At 69.5% G+C, this 16,963-nt stretch carries 17 protein-coding genes; 10 read left to right on the forward strand and 7 right to left on the reverse strand.

Translation table 11 applies throughout. The annotated features are described in order from the left end of the window. Positions 1–109 precede the first annotated feature (109 nt). The 3 genes from IEW15_RS07125 to IEW15_RS07135 all read right to left on the reverse strand — a co-directional run bounded on the left by IEW15_RS07125 (position 110) and on the right by IEW15_RS07135 (position 2,686). On the reverse strand, positions 110–1,012 hold the full coding sequence (locus IEW15_RS07125; RefSeq protein ID WP_188576231.1) for a phytanoyl-CoA dioxygenase family protein: 903 nt from the start codon (positions 1,010–1,012) through the stop codon (positions 110–112). Next, the gene (locus tag IEW15_RS07130) at positions 1,009–1,668 is read right to left on the reverse strand and encodes a c-type cytochrome (RefSeq protein WP_188576233.1); all 660 of its coding nucleotides are present in this window, start codon (positions 1,666–1,668) and stop codon (positions 1,009–1,011) included. Before IEW15_RS07130 ends, IEW15_RS07125 begins: the two co-directional genes overlap by 4 nt. 70 nt (positions 1,669–1,738) lie before the next feature. Beyond that, positions 1,739–2,686 carry a hypothetical protein gene (locus IEW15_RS07135; protein WP_188576235.1) on the reverse strand — a complete coding sequence of 316 codons (948 nt, stop codon included), beginning with the start codon at positions 2,684–2,686 and terminating at the stop codon, positions 1,739–1,741. Positions 2,687–2,850: 164 nt separating this feature from the next. Between IEW15_RS07135 and IEW15_RS07140 the strand changes: the two genes are divergently transcribed. The 3 genes from IEW15_RS07140 (at position 2,851) to IEW15_RS07150 (ending at position 5,178) form a co-directional block, all read left to right on the forward strand. Further along, complete coding sequence (locus IEW15_RS07140) at positions 2,851–3,303, forward strand: PaaI family thioesterase (RefSeq protein ID WP_188576237.1); 453 nt, start codon at positions 2,851–2,853, stop codon at positions 3,301–3,303. Positions 3,304–3,415: 112 nt separating this feature from the next. Then, positions 3,416–3,856, forward strand: coding sequence for an HIT family protein (locus tag IEW15_RS07145; RefSeq protein WP_188576240.1), 441 nt, complete (start codon positions 3,416–3,418; stop codon positions 3,854–3,856). 8 nt (positions 3,857–3,864) lie between these two features. Further along, on the forward strand, positions 3,865–5,178 hold the full coding sequence (locus tag IEW15_RS07150) for an adenylate/guanylate cyclase domain-containing protein (protein WP_188576242.1): 1,314 nt from the start codon (positions 3,865–3,867) through the stop codon (positions 5,176–5,178). 11 nt (positions 5,179–5,189) lie between these two features. Here IEW15_RS07150 and IEW15_RS07155 read toward each other — a convergent pair whose 3' ends face one another. After that, the gene (locus IEW15_RS07155; RefSeq protein ID WP_188576244.1) at positions 5,190–6,080 is read right to left on the reverse strand and encodes an RluA family pseudouridine synthase; all 891 of its coding nucleotides are present in this window, start codon (positions 6,078–6,080) and stop codon (positions 5,190–5,192) included. A gap of 153 nt (positions 6,081–6,233) precedes the next feature. Between IEW15_RS07155 and IEW15_RS07160 the strand changes: the two genes are divergently transcribed. Continuing rightward, on the forward strand, positions 6,234–6,599 hold the full coding sequence (locus IEW15_RS07160; RefSeq protein WP_188576246.1) for a RidA family protein: 366 nt from the start codon (positions 6,234–6,236) through the stop codon (positions 6,597–6,599). A gap of 42 nt (positions 6,600–6,641) precedes the next feature. Here IEW15_RS07160 and IEW15_RS07165 read toward each other — a convergent pair whose 3' ends face one another. Together IEW15_RS07165 and IEW15_RS07170 are read right to left on the reverse strand one after the other, a co-directional pair. Further along, complete coding sequence (locus IEW15_RS07165; protein WP_229707885.1) at positions 6,642–7,847, reverse strand: aromatic ring-hydroxylating oxygenase subunit alpha; 1,206 nt, start codon at positions 7,845–7,847, stop codon at positions 6,642–6,644. Further along, on the reverse strand, positions 7,825–8,544 hold the full coding sequence (locus IEW15_RS07170) for a TetR/AcrR family transcriptional regulator (RefSeq protein ID WP_188576248.1): 720 nt from the start codon (positions 8,542–8,544) through the stop codon (positions 7,825–7,827). The genes IEW15_RS07165 and IEW15_RS07170 overlap by 23 nt, the downstream gene beginning before the upstream one ends. A 116-nt stretch (positions 8,545–8,660) precedes the next feature. On the opposite strand from IEW15_RS07170, the gene IEW15_RS07175 reads away from it, so the two are divergent. The 5 genes from IEW15_RS07175 (at position 8,661) to IEW15_RS07195 (ending at position 14,987) form a co-directional block, all read left to right on the forward strand. Beyond that, positions 8,661–9,464 (forward strand): enoyl-CoA hydratase/isomerase family protein, encoded by an 804-nt coding sequence (locus IEW15_RS07175; RefSeq protein WP_188576249.1) that lies wholly within the window; start codon positions 8,661–8,663, stop codon positions 9,462–9,464. A 130-nt stretch (positions 9,465–9,594) separates the two neighbouring features. Next, complete coding sequence (locus tag IEW15_RS07180; protein ID WP_188576251.1) at positions 9,595–10,122, forward strand: RNA polymerase sigma factor; 528 nt, start codon at positions 9,595–9,597, stop codon at positions 10,120–10,122. Beyond that, positions 10,119–11,126, forward strand: a complete 1,008-nt coding sequence (locus IEW15_RS07185; RefSeq protein WP_229707886.1) for a FecR family protein — start codon at positions 10,119–10,121, stop codon at positions 11,124–11,126. Before IEW15_RS07180 ends, IEW15_RS07185 begins: the two co-directional genes overlap by 4 nt. Before the next feature lie 152 nt (positions 11,127–11,278). Further along, entirely contained in the window at positions 11,279–13,750 is a 2,472-nt protein-coding gene (locus IEW15_RS07190; protein WP_188576252.1) for a TonB-dependent siderophore receptor, read from the forward strand. Between the two features lie 10 nt (positions 13,751–13,760). Continuing rightward, positions 13,761–14,987 carry a PepSY-associated TM helix domain-containing protein gene (locus tag IEW15_RS07195; RefSeq protein ID WP_188576254.1) on the forward strand — a complete coding sequence of 409 codons (1,227 nt, stop codon included), beginning with the start codon at positions 13,761–13,763 and terminating at the stop codon, positions 14,985–14,987. 122 nt (positions 14,988–15,109) lie between these two features. Here the strand turns inward: IEW15_RS07195 and IEW15_RS07200 are convergent, their stop codons facing one another. Continuing rightward, positions 15,110–16,093 carry an alpha/beta hydrolase family protein gene (locus IEW15_RS07200; RefSeq protein WP_188576256.1) on the reverse strand — a complete coding sequence of 328 codons (984 nt, stop codon included), beginning with the start codon at positions 16,091–16,093 and terminating at the stop codon, positions 15,110–15,112. Between the two features lie 179 nt (positions 16,094–16,272). Between IEW15_RS07200 and IEW15_RS07205 the strand changes: the two genes are divergently transcribed. Next, the gene (locus tag IEW15_RS07205) at positions 16,273–16,887 is read left to right on the forward strand and encodes a TetR/AcrR family transcriptional regulator (protein WP_188576259.1); all 615 of its coding nucleotides are present in this window, start codon (positions 16,273–16,275) and stop codon (positions 16,885–16,887) included. Positions 16,888–16,963: the final 76 nt, after the last annotated feature.

Here is a 16,963-nt window from a genome sequence, read left to right on the forward strand (position 1 = left end):
ACGAGACAGGCGCCAATTTTAGCAGAAACGTCACCCGACCTGTGGGCGATTATGAAATGTCTTATTGAACCACAGAGATTAAATCGCGCCACACGCCTGAATAGATCTTTTACTTGAATTCTTGCGCAAGAGTGTCAATCGGAAGCTGCCCGGGCAGGCTTTCCATCCGCGCATAGGTTCGGAGCGCACGCAGGATCAGGTCGACGCGCATCTGCATCCGGGGGCCATGGCCCGCCGCGATCAGCGGCTCCGCCACCGCATCGAAGGCCCGGTTCTGCATCTCGATCGCGATGCTGATCCGCGGGCCGGCAGCGGCGGTTGTGGCGCGCCCCGACCAGTGCCACAGATCCTGGCGCCAGCCCAGAACCGCCCCGGCTGCGGCCGGCAGGGGCGTGCCGATCGCCTCGGGTTCGGCGGCCAGCCGCCCGTCGGCGATCATGGTCTCAAGCCGATCGGGCAGGGCCCGTTCCACCGGCAGCGGCACCACCCGTATGCAGCCATTGTCCAGGGTGGCATCGACCAGCGGCACCCACAGGCTGAGCGTCATGTGAATGCCGCCCGGAAACACACTGTTGCCGATCAGGTCACGATGACCGGGCCAGCCGCGCGCGCCCGCCACCGGCGGCACGCACCACGCCCACAGATGCGGCAGCACGGCGAAGCGGTCGCCCAGCAGATGCCGGGCCAGCGGCGTCAATGCCGCCTGCAGCGCCCAGGCCTGATCAAAGACATGGATGAACACCGGCGGCCAGCCCAGCGCCGCCAGCCGGCTGATGCCGCGGCCAAGCCCGTCGATCAGATCCGGCGGCAGGCAGGGCGGCAGCGCGAACCAGCCCTGATCGTGCAGGCTGTCGGCGGCGCGGCCCAGCGCGTCATCGTCGACGGCCATGAAACCGGCACCGCCTGCGGTGCATCCCGCCTCGGTCACATTCAGCCAGGGCACCAGCCGCCGCCAGCCGCCGGCATCCAGCAGCCGCGGGTCCGGCGTGCTCGTCTCATCTGCGCCACTCACCGCGCCATCCCGGCCGACAACCGGTCATGAGCCTCGCGAACCGGCACCGGCCAGCGGCTTTTGATGAAGGACAGGATCGCCCAGATCTGGTCATCGCTCAGCCGATCGCGGAAGCCGGGCATGTCGGACTGATAGCCCGGCGGCGCGAACGGGCCGGGACCAAGGGCGGTCAGCGCGAACAGATGCTGGTCGGGGTGATGCCAGGTGTGGCCGGTCGCATCATGGGGTGGTGCCGCCATCCGCCCCGATGGCCGGGGCGTGCGCCAGTCCCAATCGGGCGCGCCACCGAGATCGGGGCCATGGCAGGCGGCGCAATATGTCGCATACAGCCGCCCGCCCTCGGCCACCTTGGCCGGGTCGGCCGGGTCGAGTTCCGACGGCATCTCGGCCAGTGCTGCATACAGCGCCGCCCGCGCGGCGGCATCCGGACTGGCCGGATCGGGGAAGCTGCGCACCACATGGCCGGCTGCAGCATGGCCGCCATCCAGCCCCAGAACCGCCCGCACCCTGTCCGGCGCCAGCACCAGGACGGCACCGACCGCGATCACCGCGGCACAGCCGGCAGCGCCCGCGACCAGCCGCCATCTGCGGCGCGATCGCGGCGGTCTCTCAGGTCCGGGCCGATCACCCGGCTTGTTCTGGGGGCGCGTGCTCATGCCGCCGAAGATGGCGCAGCCATCCGGCACGGGCAAGCGGTGCTGTGACCGGACAATCGATCTGCGACCCTCAGTCGCGCAGGCTCCACACCAGACGGTGAATGCCATCCGGGGCATCGGCGGATGATGGCGGGGCGAAGCCCACTTCGGCCAGCCGCAGCCCCAGAAAGTTCAGGGTCAGCGGCGGTGCCTCGCTGCCAAGGTCCGCCTGGGCGTATGACCAGAGACCGGCATGGCGCGGCCCGGAATAGTCGTCATCCAGCATCAGATCCAGGCAGGCGAAGCGGCCATCGGGGCCAAGCGCTTCTTCCGATGCCTCGATCGCCGCCGAGATCAGCGATTTGTGCTGGCGGCCCAGCCCACGCAGGACCAACACCCCGTCCAACCCTTGCGGCCAGTCCTGCCCCGGATCGGCCAATGCGGCGGCGAAGGCCGGGTCGTTCTCGTCGATCCGCACCACCTCGACCGCGCCCGATCGCGCGAAGCCCTCGGCGAAGCCGGCGTCACCACCCAGAACCAGCCAGCGACCGCGCGGCCGCAACAGCGCCCCGGCCCAGCCGCCGATCGCCGGGTCCAGCACCGGCCAGCTGATGGCGGCCGGTGCCGCAGGCACGCCCGCCGCCAGCAGGGCCGCCGCCGCAGCGGCGGCATCCCGCGCCTGCGGATTCAGAATCACCTGCCCATCATCTTCCAGATAGAGCAACCCTTGCGCGCCCAGCGCCGCAAGCTGTGCCAGCAGCCGGTCGACCGACAGGCCCACCGCCGTCGCCAGCTCGGTCGGGTCGGCGCGCCCGGCGGCCAACCGCGCGAACGTGCCGCCATTGATCGCCTCGGCCAGCGACCGGCTGGCCGCCCAGCCAAGGGCGGCGTCCAGCCCCAGCGCAGCGGGGCTGGGCCCCGCCTTGGCCCTGCCGTCTTCTCCCGCAACCGCGCGCACCGCGTCGGCACCCGTTCCGGCCAGCGTCATGGCTTCCATCCCCGATCCTGTGACCCCGATCCAGAAGGTAGACATGGACATGATGAAACACAACCTATGATAAATTAACCCTGACCGAATTCTCCTGATGCCGTACCACCTCCGCCTCCCTCAGGCCGGCCATGACCTCAAGGGTAATCGACCGGCGGCGCCGGCCGCGCTTTCCTGAACGCCACCCCGCCCCGCAACAGGAAGGCCGTGCCATCATGTCCCCCGGGATTTCAGAAGCCGACCGCGATACCGATACCGTCGATCCGCGGATCGCCGCCATCATCCATGACGTGCTCATCGCCGGCCCCGTGGCCCGGCATCTGGCGATCCGGGTCGAAAGACTGGCGCGCGACGACGTGCGCCTGCGCCTGCCCTTCGATCCGGCCAATGTCACCACCGGCCGGATCGTCCATGGCGGCGTCATCGCCACCCTGGCCGATATCGCCGGGGCCGCCGCTTCCGCCTCGGGGGCAGATCCCGACGGCCTGCGCGGCGGCGCCACTCAAACCCTGGTCATGCATTATCTGCGTCCGGCCGAGGGCGTCGATCTGGTGACCGAGACCACCGTGCTGTCACGCGGCTGCGGTGGCACGGTCACCGCGGTATCGGTCCGCGATACTGAAGGCCATCTGGTGGCGCAGGCCAGCGTCACCAGCCGGATCTGGTAGCGGCCTCCATCCGGGCAGGCGCCATCGCCACCGCGTCGGGTTATACTGCGGGCGGCGTATCAGCCACGCCGCTGCCCCACCCTTCCCTCCCGCAAGCCTGGATTCGTGAACGATGACCGACACGCCCTGCCTGTTCTGCGCCATTGCCGGCGGCCACCTGCCCGCCCATGTCATCCATCAGGACGACACAGTGATGGCATTTCTCGACATCCAGCCGATCCGGCCGGGCCATACCCTGATCATTCCGCGCCGGCATCATGCCTGGTTCGAGGATCTGCCCGCCGACACGGCGGCGCGGATCATGGCGCTGGGTCAGGATCTGGCGCGCCAGATGAAGCGGATCTATGGCGTGGAGCGGGTGAGCTTCGCCTTCACCGGCATCGACGTCGCCCATGCCCATGCTCATATCGTGCCGATGCACGAGCTGACCGACGTGATCTCGCGCCGCCAGATCGTCGAGACCGACCTCACCTTCAGGCCAATGCCACGCGCCGAGCCCGAGGCGCTGGCCGCGACCGCCGACGCCTTGCGGGCGGCGCTCGCCGGCCGGTGAGCGCGCGGATGCCGCGCCATCGAAACGACGCCACACCCACTGATATCGACGCGGCCGAACGCGAAGCCGAACGGCTGGGCGGCTGGATGCGCATCGCCATGGCGGTGATCCTGCTGGCCTCGCTGGTGGTACCGCTGCTGATCATCCGGCCCGACATGACCATGACCGGCGCCGTCGACCGCCGGCTGATGGTCGCCCTGGTCACACTCGGGGCCTTCGGTCTGCTGGGCATCGTCGTGGTGCTGCTCACCATCCGCCGGCGCCACCGGCGCTGGATGGCCTGGGTGTTTCCGCTGACCGACGCGGTGCTGCTGGGCGGATCGGTCCTGGCGGGGCTGGTCCTGACCGGACTGCCCGGCCGCTATGCGCTGATGCTGACCGCGGCAGCACTGGCCCCGGTGCTGCTTGCGATCGCCGCCATCCGCTTGCGCCCGATGGCCATCCTGATGGTCACCGGCCTGCTGGTGATGGCGCTGGGCCTGCCGATGCTGTCCAATCACGACATCCCGGCCGATCCGGCGGCGCTTGCCGCCGCGATCAACGGCATGCACGCCACCCCGCCCAATATCGGCCGCCTGCTGATGCTGGTGCTGGCGGGGGTGGCGCTGGCCATCGCCGCCGCCCGCAACCGGCGCATGGTGGCGCGCGCGGTGGCCGAAGCCGCCCGCGCCGGCCGGCTTGGCCGGTTCCTGCCGGCCGAGATCGCGGCCATGATGGCCGATCCCGCCACCAGCCCCGATGCGCTGGGTGGACGGCGGGATCTGGCGATCGTCTTCGTCGATCTGCGCGGATCGACCGCCATGGCCGAACGGCTGGACCCGCAGGCCACCGGCCGGCTGCTCGGCGATTATCGCCGCTGGGTCGGACAGGTGGTCGGCGTCCATGGCGGCATGATCGCCGGCTTCGTGGGCGATGGCGTGCTGGCGCTGTTCGGTGCCACCGGTGACGCCGATCCCGCCGCCGCCGCACGTGCCGCTCTGCATGCCGCCCGCGCGATCGCGGCCGATGTCGAGGCCTGGGCCGGCACGGCGCTGGCCGCCGAGGGCATCCCCCCGCACCGCCCCGCCGTGGCGGTGGCGGTTCATGCCGGTACGGTCTATTGCGGCCCGGTGGGCGATGATGCCCGGCTGGATTATACCGTGATCGGCGATCCGGTGAATGTGGCAGCCCGGATCGAGAGTGTCGCCAAACAGGCGGATCTGGCGGTGGTCGCCACCGATACGGTGCTGGATCTGGCCGGCCATCCACCCGGCTGGCGCTCGATCGGCCTGTGCGCGCTGCGCGGCCGCAGCGCCGGCATGGTCTGCCACACCGCCGATTGACGGCTCAGCGGTCAGCGACCGCCGAAGCCGCCCCGCCCTCCGTTATCGCGGCCTCCATCATCGCGCCCGGCAGGGCCGCGATGCAGGCCGCGATGACGGCGGCTCCGCAGGCGGTCGTCGGCCTCGTCATCGGCGGGGCTGGCCTCGGCCGCCGCCAGGGCCTCGGCGCGCTGGCGGCGGGCGAAGGCGTCTTCCGCCGCGCCATCCATGCCCACCGCCTGCAATCCGGCGCGCATATGCGGCGGCACCGGCGCTGTCGCCGTCACCGGCGGCGCATCCGGGTGCAGCGGCAGGGTGATGGCGCGGGCATGCAGCAGCATCGATCCCAGCCGGCCGCGCATCTCATCGGCAAAGGCATCGCCCACGCCATGGGCATAAACCGGGTCGCCGACCAGCGGGCAGCCCAGATGTGCCATATGCACGCGGATCTGATGAGTGCGGCCGGTGCGGGGCCGGCATTCGATCCAGGCCCGGCCATCCGCCTGCCCCAGCACCCGCCAGTCGGTCACCGCCGCCTGGCCCGCCGGGTCGACGACCATCTTCCAGCCCCGGCCGGGGGTATGCTTTGCAAGGGGGGCATCGACCCGGCCTTCCGGCGCATCGGGGATGCCGTCGGTCACCGCCCAATAGACCTTCTCCACCCGGCCACCGGCGAACATCCGGCCCAGCCGGGCCAGTCCGCGCCGGTTGCGGCCCAGCACCAGGCAGCCGCTGGTGTCGCGGTCCAGCCGGTGGGCCAGCGATGGCTGTTCCTTGTATCCGAAGCGCAGCGCATCCAGATACAACTCCAGATTGGGTCCGCCGCGCGGACCGGCATGGACCGGCAGCCCGGCGGGCTTGTCGATGATCACCACAAGCTGGTCGCGATACAGCACGCGGGCACGAAGATCGGTCGGGGTCATGGCGCGCGTGCTCCGGAAGCTTGGCGGCGGGTCGACCACACTGGTACACCTATCACCAGCCGGGCGGAAGCCCGGAACGGCGCGGGAATCGGGGCGCACGCCCCGGAACGCGCACCGCGACATCCCGAGACGATCCAAGGAGACCCCGACATCATGACCGACAGCAACCCCGATATCCGCCGCGTCAATCCCGGCCCGCGGATGAGCGACGGCGTGGTCTATAACGGCATGGTCTGGCTGGCCGGCAAGGTCGGCACCCCCGGCCGCAGCGTCGCCGAGCAGACCGCCGATGCGCTGGCCGAAGTCGATGCCGCATTGGAACGGGCCGGCAGCGACCGCAGCCGCATCCTTCAGGCAATCATCTGGCTGGCCGACATCAATGATTTCGCCGAGATGAACGCGGTCTGGGACAAGTGGGTCGTGCCCGGCCACAGCCCCGCCCGCGCCACTGGCGAGGCGAAGCTCGCCGCCCCGGAATACCGGGTCGAGGTGATCGTGACCGCGGCGGTGAAGCCGTAAGGCACCGGCCTGTCACATCCGGCTGATCGGGGCATCGCCCGATCAGCCGGACGCCATCGCCGCCAGTTCGGCCTCAAGCTGATCGTGGAACCGCGCGGCGGCGAATTCGAAGCCGCCGAAGATCAGCGTGTCATTGGCGCCGGTGGTCAGCGTCGACTGGGTCGATTCCGCCAGCACGTAATCCTCGCCCAGTGCCGCGCGGTAGATGTCGATGTTGCGCTGCCAGTGATGCAGCGCCTTCGGTGTCGCCGGCACCTCGGGCACCAGCGCCACGTCGTGCAGCACAGAGGCGCCGACACCCGCCGGCTCCACCCGCGTCACCTGGGCATGATCGGGCTGCACCAGGATCAGCGTGTTCGGAAACACGAAATAGAAGATGTTGCCGAAGCCGCGGGTGGTGAAGTCTTCGGGCCTCGGCGGGGCCGTCGGGTCCAGCGCCGCTTTGACCAGATACAGCCGGCGGTTCAGCCCGAACTCGTCGATCACCTGCAGATTGTCGGCGAACATCGGCGCGATGGTCGCCTTGTGGGCGATCTTGAAGTGATAGGCCTCGAACGACCCGTCGAGCACCAGCTTCCAGTCGCAGGTAAGCGGCAATTCACGTGGCGCATATGGCACGTGCGAAGCGAAACCCAGCGCCTCCAGATCGTCACCGACGGTGCCGAGATGCGCGCGGATATCGACCCCCGCATGATCGGCATCGGTTGCCACCCAGATCAGTCCGCCGCATTCCGCCACCGCCAACCGCCGCAAGCCGCGCGTCGCTTTGTCCAGGTCCGGGAAGCCGAAGGCTTTGGGCACCGATTTCAAGGCCCCGTCGGCGCCATAGGTCCAGGCATGATAGGGGCAGGTGAAGCTGCGCCGGCCCGATCCGCAGCCGGCCTCCGTCACCCGCACGCCGCGATGGCGACAGGCGTTGAGCAGCGCGTTCACCCGGCCGTCGGCATCGCGCACCAGCAGCACCGGCACGCCCGAGATGTCACGGGCCAACCAGTCGCCCGGTGCCGGGATTTCGGCGGATGCCGCCGCCATCTGCGGGTAACGGCGGATCAGCCGCTGTTCGGCCGCCAGCCGCGCCGGGTCGATATAGCGGCGGACCGGGCTGTGATACATCGCATCCGGCATTTCCGGCCGGCCGCGCGCCAGGCTGGCGCAGGCCCGGTCCAGCAGTGCCAGCCGGTCGGGGATGTCGGCTGCGGCCGGCATCGGCTCAGGGGGCGTCGGCTCAGCGGGCATCGGGGTCGGCATGGGCATGTCCTCCGGTGAACAACGCCGCCTCCGCCAGCGCCACAAGGGCGTCGACGAATGCGGCATCGCTGGCCAGCACGGCGTCTTGCGGCCGCATCTGGGCAAAGGTCGGCCGAACGGCCAGGGCATAGGCGAAACCGCCCAGAAGCTGGGTCAGCGGCAGAACCACCGGCCCCGCCGCCACATGGCCGGCCGCTTGCGCGGCCTCGATCACCCGGCACATCCGGTCGACATAGCCGGCCAGCGGCAGGCTGCGCGCCCGCCCCACCCGGTCGAGATTGTCGAGCAGTTCCCGCAGCACCAGCCGCGCGCCTTGCGGCCGCTCCGCCGTCCAGGTCGCCTGCACCCGCACCATCGCGCAGGCGGCATCCCGCGGACCTCCGGCATCGGCCAGGGCCGCGTCCAGCAGGGCGTCGAGTTCGGCGCCCACCCGCGCCAACACCGCGCCATAGAGCCGGGCCTTGCTGGGGAAATGATGCAGCAGCCCGGCATTGCCCAGGCCTCTGGCCGCGGCCAGCGCCGCCAGCCCGACGCCATGAAAGCCATGGGCGGCGAACAGCCGCTCGGCCTCGTCGAGCAGCAGAGCGCGGGTTTCCTCGCCACGCTCCCGGCGCCGCGCGGGGCGGGTGCGCGCGCGCTGAGCCTGGGTTGAGCGGGCAGTGGTTGAGCGGGCCGTGAGGCGATCGGTGTCGGTCATACGGAGCATTAACCAACCGATCGGTCGGTCTGTCAAGATGCGCCGGCAGCCGGTTGCCGTTCCGGCCGGCAACGCGCAGGATCCGGGCCACCCTCATTCTCAGGACACACGATGCCATGACCGATCAACCATCCTCCGCCGTCTCCGTCTCGATCGCCGGACCGGTCGCCACGGTGCGTTTCGACCGCCCGGCCCGGCAGGTCAATCCGCTCTCCCCGGCCCTGCTGCACGACCTGACCGATGCCGCGCGCCATCTGGCCCGCCGACCGGAGATCGCGGTGGTGATCCTGCACGGATCGGACACGGCCTTCAGCGGCGGGTTCGATCTGGCGGATCCGGGCGTGGCGGCCCTGGCCGATGGCGCGGACGAGGCCCTGGCCGAACAGATCGCCCGCGCCGGCGGCGAGGCCGTCGAGGCCTGGACCAGCCTGCCGCCGGTCACCATCGCCGCCGTCGAGGGCTATGCCCTGGGTGGCGGGCTGGTGATGGCGCTGGCCTGCGATTTCCGGGTGGCCCGCGCGGGTGCCTTGTTCGGCCTGCCGGAAATCGACCGCGGCATCACGCCCGGCTGGGGATGCCTGCCGCGTCTTATCGCCACCATCGGCCTTCAGGCCACCCGTCGCATGGCGCTGCTCGGCACCAATGTCACCGCTGAACAGGCACTCACCCTGGGGCTGGTCGACGGCATCGCCGATGCCGACGCCACCGCCCTCGATGCCGCCCGGATCATGGCCGACCGGCTGGCCGCCAAACCCGCCACCCCCTTGCGGATGAACAAGCGGATGCTGAACGCCAGTGGCATCGCGCCGCTTTCCGCTGCGTCGCTGATCGATATCGACCAATTCACCGGTGCTGCGCGCGGTGCCGCCTTCCGCGCGGAACAGGGCCGTTTCGCCGCCCGCCGGGGTGATGGACGCTGACATATCGGGGCCTGCGATCAGGTTATTGCAAATAAGTCGCATTCTCTCTAAACTACGGTCTTCTCAGATATATCCGGATGGCCTGCCGCCGCCGGTGATGCCCGCTGGGCTCTTCGGGATATCGCGGATCTTGGACCGAACGGCGCTCGACCGGCTCAATCACGTCTATACCGGCCAGCGCCGCGTTCTGGTGCGCAGCCTGACATCCATCGTCGGCAGCCTGGCGGTGGCCGAGGATCTGGCGCAGGAGACCTATCTGAAGGTCCGCGCCGCGCTGGCGCATACCCAGGTTCAGCATCTGGAGCCGTTCCTGTTCCGCACCGCCCGCAATCTGGCGCTCGACCATCTGCGTCGCGAACGCCGCCAGGGCGCCGTGGTCGGCCAGGGCGATGCCGATGACGACATGGCCCGGATCGCCGCCGACACCCCGACCCCCGAAGCCGAGGTCGGCGACCGCCAGTTGCTCGACCGGCTGGAGCAGGCGATGTCACGGTTGACGCCGCGCCAGCGCCGGGTGATGGTCGCCTGCCGGCTGGAAGGCCGCAGCTATGGCGAGGTGGCGACATCTCTTGGCGTCTCGACCAGCACGGTTCAGAAGGATCTGAAGGACGCGATGGCCGCCTGTCTGGGCAGTTTCATGGCGGGCCCCCGCCAATGACCGGCACCCGCGACACCATGGACCCGGTCACAACCGATGCGGCCATCATCGATGCCGCGCTTGAGCGGTTCATCCGCGTGCGCGACCCCGATGCCGCCCCGGGCGAGGCCGAGGCGCTGGCCGCCTGGGCCGCCGCCGACCCAGCCCATGCCGCGGCTCTGGCCCGGGTCGAGGCGATGTGGGGCGCCGATGTCTTCGCCACCGCCATTGCGAAGGCTGCCACCACCGACATGGCCCCTGCGGATGCGCGCAGCCCCGATGCTATATCCGACGCGGCCGCCGCGCGCCGGCGCCGGCCGGTTCTGCGTCGGCTGGCGCTCGCCGCCTCGGTTCTGGTGGCGGTCGGTATCGGCGCCGCCCTCGATCTGCCGGTGCGGCTTCAGGCCGATGCGATCACCGCCACCGGCGAGCGTCGGGTGATGATGCTGGCCGATGGCTCGCGCGTCACCCTCGACACCGACACGGCGATTGCCGTCACCATCGACGACACCGGCCGGCATCTGCGCCTGCTGGGCGGGCGGGCCTTCTTCGAGGTGTCACCCGATGGCGCGCGGCCATTCACGGTCGCGGCCGGCCCGGCGATGGTCCGGGTCACCGGCACCGCCTTCGCCGTCGGCTTCACCGCCGATGACGCCGTCAGGGTTCAGGTCCGCAGCGGCCGGGTCGAAGCCGGCGCCGCCGGCCGCAGCGTGGCACTCACCGCCGGCGACGCCCTGCGTCTCGACGACACCGGCCCCGGCGCCGTCACCCGCCCCGATCCGGCCCAGAGCCTGGGCTGGCTGGACGGGCGGCTGGTCTTCGCCGACCGGCCGCTCGGCGAGGTGCTGGCCGAACTCGACCGCTATCTGCCGGGGCGCATCCTGATCACCGATCCGGCCCTCGCCAGCCGCCGGGTCACCGGCAATTACCGGCTCGACGACCCGGCCGACAGCACGCAGTCGCTTGCCGCCGTGGCCGGCGCGCGCGTCACCCGCCTGACCGGCATGCTGCTGATCCTGCGCTGATCCCGGCGCCCCGGACATGTCCTCATAAAAAAATTTACGCGATCCCCCGGCCTGACGCGTCAGGTCTCCGGGGCGTAATTGCATGCGAGACGCAATCGCAAGACATGTGGCACGCCCCACCCTATCGGTGACGCACAGGCGGGACGTTCCTCATGACCACACGGCATCAGCCCCTTTGCCCCACATCCGGACGGCGCGCCGCCGCACGGCCGGCGCGCCGCGCGACCATGGCCGGCGTCGCCCTGGTCGGCGCCGCCATCCTGTCCGGTCCCGGCATCACCGGCCGCGCCGCCGCGCAGATCTCGGGTGCGCCGGTTGCCGCCGAGGATCAGCGCCATGATTTCGACATCCCCCGCCAGCCGCTGGTGCAGGCGATCAATGCCTTCAGCAGCGCCACCGGCTGGAATGCGGGCTTCGCCGCCGGGCTCGATGCCGGCATCGTCTCCCCAGGCGTCCGCGGCCGGCTCGACAGTGAACAGGCCCTGCGCCAGTTGCTGTCGGGCACCGGCCTCACCTATCGCATCACCGGCCCGCGGGCGGTGATGCTGGAAGCTCTGCCGCCAGCCGAGGCCGGCACCACCCGGCTCGATCCGCTCACCATCGATGCCGGGCGTCAGGGCACGGCACGCGGCGCGGTCGCCGGCATCGCCGCCAGCCATTCGGTCACGGCATCCAAGACCGACACCCCGATCATCCTCACCCCCCAGGCGATATCGGTCGTCACCCGCGATCAGATGGACATGCAGGGCTCCGACACCGTCACCCAGGCGCTGCGCTATGCGCCGGGCGTGATCAGCCAGTATGGCAATGTCGATCTCCGGCTCGACTGGTTCACGGTGCGCGGCTTCACCCCCGGGCGTTATCTCGATGGCCTGCGCCTGCCCTTCGGGTCGCGCGGCTATGCCCAGCCGCGCATCGAGCCCTATGGCCTTGAACGCATCGAGGTTCTGAAGGGCCCGGCCTCGGTGCTCTATGGCCAGAACGCGCCCGGCGGCCTGCTGGGCATGACATCCAAGCGCCCCACCGCCGACAGGCTGAACGAGATCGAGCTTGGCACCGGCAGCTATGGCCGTCGGCAGTTGGCCGGCGATTTCTCGGGCGCCATGGATGACGACAACCGTCTGCTCTATCGCCTGACCGTGGTCGGGCGCGAGGCCGACACCCAGTATGACCATGTCGAGGAGGACAAGATCTTCGTGGCCCCGGCATTCACCTGGGCCGGCGACGACACGACACTGACGGTGCTGTCGCAATACCAGAAGATCCGCTCGGAAGGCGGCGGCGGCGCGCCGGTCCTGCCCTCGATCGGCACGCTCTATCCGCATCCCGACGGCTATATCCCCACCAATCGTTTCGTGGGCGAGCCCGATTACGACCTGTTCACCAACGAGCAATGGATGCTGGGCTACGAGGTCGAGCACCGGCTGGACGATGTCTGGACCGTCAGCCACAGCCTGCGCTATGCCGATGTCGACACCAGCACCCGGCGGGTGCAGGGCTATGCGCTATCGGATCAGACCCTCTACCGCTATGCATGGGCCTTCCCCGAAACCGCCCGCAGCCTCACCGCCGACACCCGCGCCGAGGCCCGTTTCGAGACCGGTCCGGTTGGCCATGATCTGCTGATCGGCGTCGATCTGCTTCACGAGAACAGCCATTTCGACGAGACCCAGCTTGCGATGGTCGCGCCGATCGATGTCTTCGACCCGGTCTATTCGGGCGGCATCACCGTGCCGCCAGTCGGCACCAGCATCGACCAGACCCGCCGCCAGACCGGCGTCTATGTCCAGAACCTGATGAGCCTGGGGCGCTGGCATCTGATGCTTGGCGGGCGTTATGACCACGCCGAGGCCAAGACCGATACCAACGGCACCATTGTCCGTCACGATGACGAGGCATTCACCGGCCGCGCCGGCCTGGTCTATGCCTTCGACAACGGCCTCGCCCCCTATATCAGCTACACGACCTCGTTTCAGCCGCTTGGCGGCTCAACGCCTGACGGCCGGCCGCTTGAGCCGATGGAAGGCCGGCAGGCTGAAATCGGGCTGCGCTATCAACCGGTCGGCTATAACTCGATGATCACGGTCTCGGCCTATCATCTGGTGCAGGAGAATGTCGCCACCAGCACCACCGGCGGTGCCTTCATCCAGAGCGGCGAGGTCGAGGTGAAGGGGCTGGAGGTGGAAGCCCATGCCGATCTGGGCGAGGGCTACCGCGCGATCGCAAGCTATGCCTATAGCGACAGCGAAATCACTGAAACCGAACGCGACGCACAGCTTGGCCGGCAACTGGCCTTCGTGCCGCGCAACACCGCCGCCCTCTGGTTGGACAAGAGCTTCGACAATGGCGTCGCCGACGGGCTGGGGCTGGGCGCCGGCGTGCGCTATATCGGCCATCTCTATGGCGAATTGGACAATCAGTTCAAATCCCCGGGCGTGACCCTGTTCGATGCCGGGCTGCGGTTCGATCTGGGCCGGCTCAGCCCCGATGCCGCGGGTGCGAGCCTCGCCGTCAACGCCACCAACCTGCTCGACGAAACCTATGTCTCCACCTGCCTGTCGGCCAATGCCTGCTATTGGGGCGCCGGCCGGGCGGTGACCGCCTCGCTCAAATACCGCTGGTAAGGGCATCCTGATGCGCGGTCTCTGGGTCAGGGTTCATCGCTGGGCGGGGCTGTCGACCGCGCTGTTCCTGGTGCTGGCCGGGCTGACCGGCAGCGCCATCACCTTCCAGCATGAACTCGATGCCTGGCTGAACCCGGCGCTGTTCCAGGTGCCGGGGCGCGGACCGGTGCTGACGCCCGATGACATCGTGACCCGGGTCACGGCGATCGATCCCGACATCGCCGTCACCGCCCTGCCGCTGGTACCCAGGGCGGGCGAGGCGGTGCTGGTCACGGTCCTGCCCCGGCCGGGAACCCTGTCACCGGGTTATGATCAGGTCTTCGTCGATCCGGTGACCGGCGACATTCTGGGTCGGCGCGACCAGATGACTGCGATCATGCCCTTTCTCTACACCTTCCATTATTCGCTGACCGCCGGGCCGGTCGGCAAATGGCTGCTGGGGGTGGTGGCGCTGATCTGGGCGCTGGATGCGGTCGTGGCGCTGTGGCTGACCCTGCCGCGCGGCCGCCGCCCCTTCACCCGTGGCTTCGGCGCCGGTTGGGCGCCGGCCTGGAAGATCAAGCCCGGCCTGTCATTGCGGGGCACCGGCAGCCATCGCCGGGTGCTCGATCTGCACCGCGCGCCGGGCCTGTGGCTGTGGGCTGTGTTTCTGGTGCTGGCGATCAGCAGCGTGTCGCTGAACCTGGAAGCCCAGGTGATGCGGCCGCTGTTGTCTCTGGTGGCGGATCTGTCCCCCAGCGCGCGCGAGGTCGGCGCGCCCCGCTATCGTGCCAACCCGCCCCCGCCCGGCCTCAGTTTCGAACAGGCCGCGGCCCGTGGCGAGGCTCATGCCGCCGCCAGCGGCCTGCCGGCGCAGGCGGTCGACGCCTATCATTACGCGGCGTTCGGGGTCTATATCATCAGCCTCGACGAGCCGGAACCGCATGGCCCCTGGGCCATCGACACCGGCCATCCGCATCTCTATCTCGACGATTCAACCGGTGCGGTGCTGCTGGCCAGCATCCCCGGCCAGGGCACGGTGGGCGATGTGTTCCTTCAGCTTCAGTTCCCGCTGCATTCCGGCCGCATCGGCGGGCTTGCCGGCCGTATTCTGATCGCGGTCGCGGGTGTGGCGCTCGCCCTGGTCTCGATCACCGGGGTGGTGATCTGGTGGCACAAGCGCCGCGCCCGCCGCCAGATCGCCACCCGGTCGGCCGGAGCACCGCCCGCTGCGGCACCTGGTCGAGCCACCCCTTGATGCTGTAAGATTTCGCCTCGACGCAATCAACAGTGGTTGCGCGCAGCCGGAGGCGGGATCGGGCGGCCCACGCGATCTGCACCCGCACCCGGCCTTTCTGGATTATCACCGCCGGGTGATCTTCAGGGGGTGAGGCGCCGCTTGCCGTCGACCCGGCCGCTGGCGCCGGCATGCGCCGCCAGCGCAGCGCAGGCCAGGGCCCACGCCGGATCGCCGGCATAGAGCGCCGATCGCAGATAGGCCCAGCTCAGGCGCCGGGTGACCTCCAGACGGTCGGGATCTTCGTCATCGGTCTCTTTGGCGTCATAGCCGGCGATCCCGCCCAGCCCGTGCCGGCCGCCGAACAGGGTCAGCAGATGGTCGGCACCGGGGCTGTGGTGAAACGGGTCGGTGTGCCAGTCCGCGCCGCGCGGGCTCAGATGCGGGTTCACGTCGCTGTCGCCCACCACCACCAATGTGGGCGTGGTCATCTGGGAGAAATCGGGGTTCAGCGCCGAATATGCCGTGCGGGCAAAATCGCTGAGGCTGTCACCGCCATGGCCGGGGGCGGCCAGCAGGACGCCCGCCTTGATGCGCGGCTCGATCAGCGACACATCGGTCGCGGTCGCGTCGTTGGGATCGGTCAGCCGGGCGCCCAGCAGCATGCCCACCGTCTGGCCACCCATGGAATGTCCGACCGCGGCAACCTTGTTTCGATCGACACGGCCGGCAAGTGTCGGAACCGCCGCCACGACATCGTCGAGCCGGTCCAGGATCAGCGTCATATCCGCGACCCGCGACCGCCAGAACAGCGGCCCCCCCGGGGCATCGGGGGCGAGCCCGGCCACCTTCGAATTGGCATGGGTGGGCTGGATCACCACGAAGCCGCGCGCGGCATAGAAATCGACCAGCGGCCCATAGCCATCCTTCGACGGCAGATAGAGCGAAGGGCCATGGCCATGCGAGATCAGGATGACGCCCAGATCATGCCCGCTCACCGGCGCCGTGACCCGCAGTTCCAGCGGCAGCCCGCGTCCGGCCGCCGGCAACGTCACCGGATTGACCGAGAGGGTGGGCGTCGGATCGGTGACCGGAATGTGCCGGGCCGGGCGGATCAGATTGTTCATGGCGGTGATGCCCCTGTTTCGGGATGGTGGAACCGGCGCCACGTCGCTATAGAGCGGAGAAGCGGACCAGCCTGTCGAAAAACGGAACGTTGATCCGCATGGGAATCATATACGGAACTTCGTTCCATTTATCAACAGGCCCGGTGACGGCAGCGTGCCCGACCGGCAATGGAGGCCCGATGTCCCACGACCCGACAGTGTCGCAGGACGGCACGCCGCACGACGACATGCCGCCTGTGGAACGGCGCGTGCGTGCCGATGCGCGCCGAAACGAGGATGCGGTGCTCGAAGCGGCAAAGGTGGTGTTTGCGATCTCAGGCGTCGAGGCGCCGGTCAGAGAGATTGCAGGCCGCGCCGGCGTCGGCGTCGGCACGCTGTATCGCCGCTTCCCGAAACGCGCCGATCTGGTGGCGGCGGTGTTCCGGCGCGAGGTCGATGCCTGCGCCGCCGAGGCCGCATCCCTGGCCGCCCGTCATCCGCCAGCCGAAGCGCTGGTCCTGTGGCTCCGCCGCTATACCGCCTTCATCGCCACCAAGAAGGGCCTCGCCGCCGCGCTCCATTCGGGCGACCCGGCCTTCGATGTACTGCCCGCCTATTTCCGCGCCCATTTCGAACCTGCCCTCACAGCCCTTCTGAATGCTGCCGCCGCCACCGGCCGGATCCGCGACGACATCCCGGCCTTCGACCTGCTGCGCGCGATCGGCAATCTGTCGGTTTCATCGGATGAGGACGGCATCGCCCATACCAGGCGCATGGTTGATCTGCTGATCGACGGGTTGCGTCGTCACCCATAGAGCCTGTTGCAGAATGGGTCTTCGGAATGTGTCGCGATCGCAGTGAGATCCGCCCTTGAGCCTGCGGCCGGCGCCT

Source organism: Tistrella bauzanensis (assembly GCF_014636235.1).
Lineage (GTDB): Bacteria > Pseudomonadota > Alphaproteobacteria > Tistrellales > Tistrellaceae > Tistrella > Tistrella bauzanensis.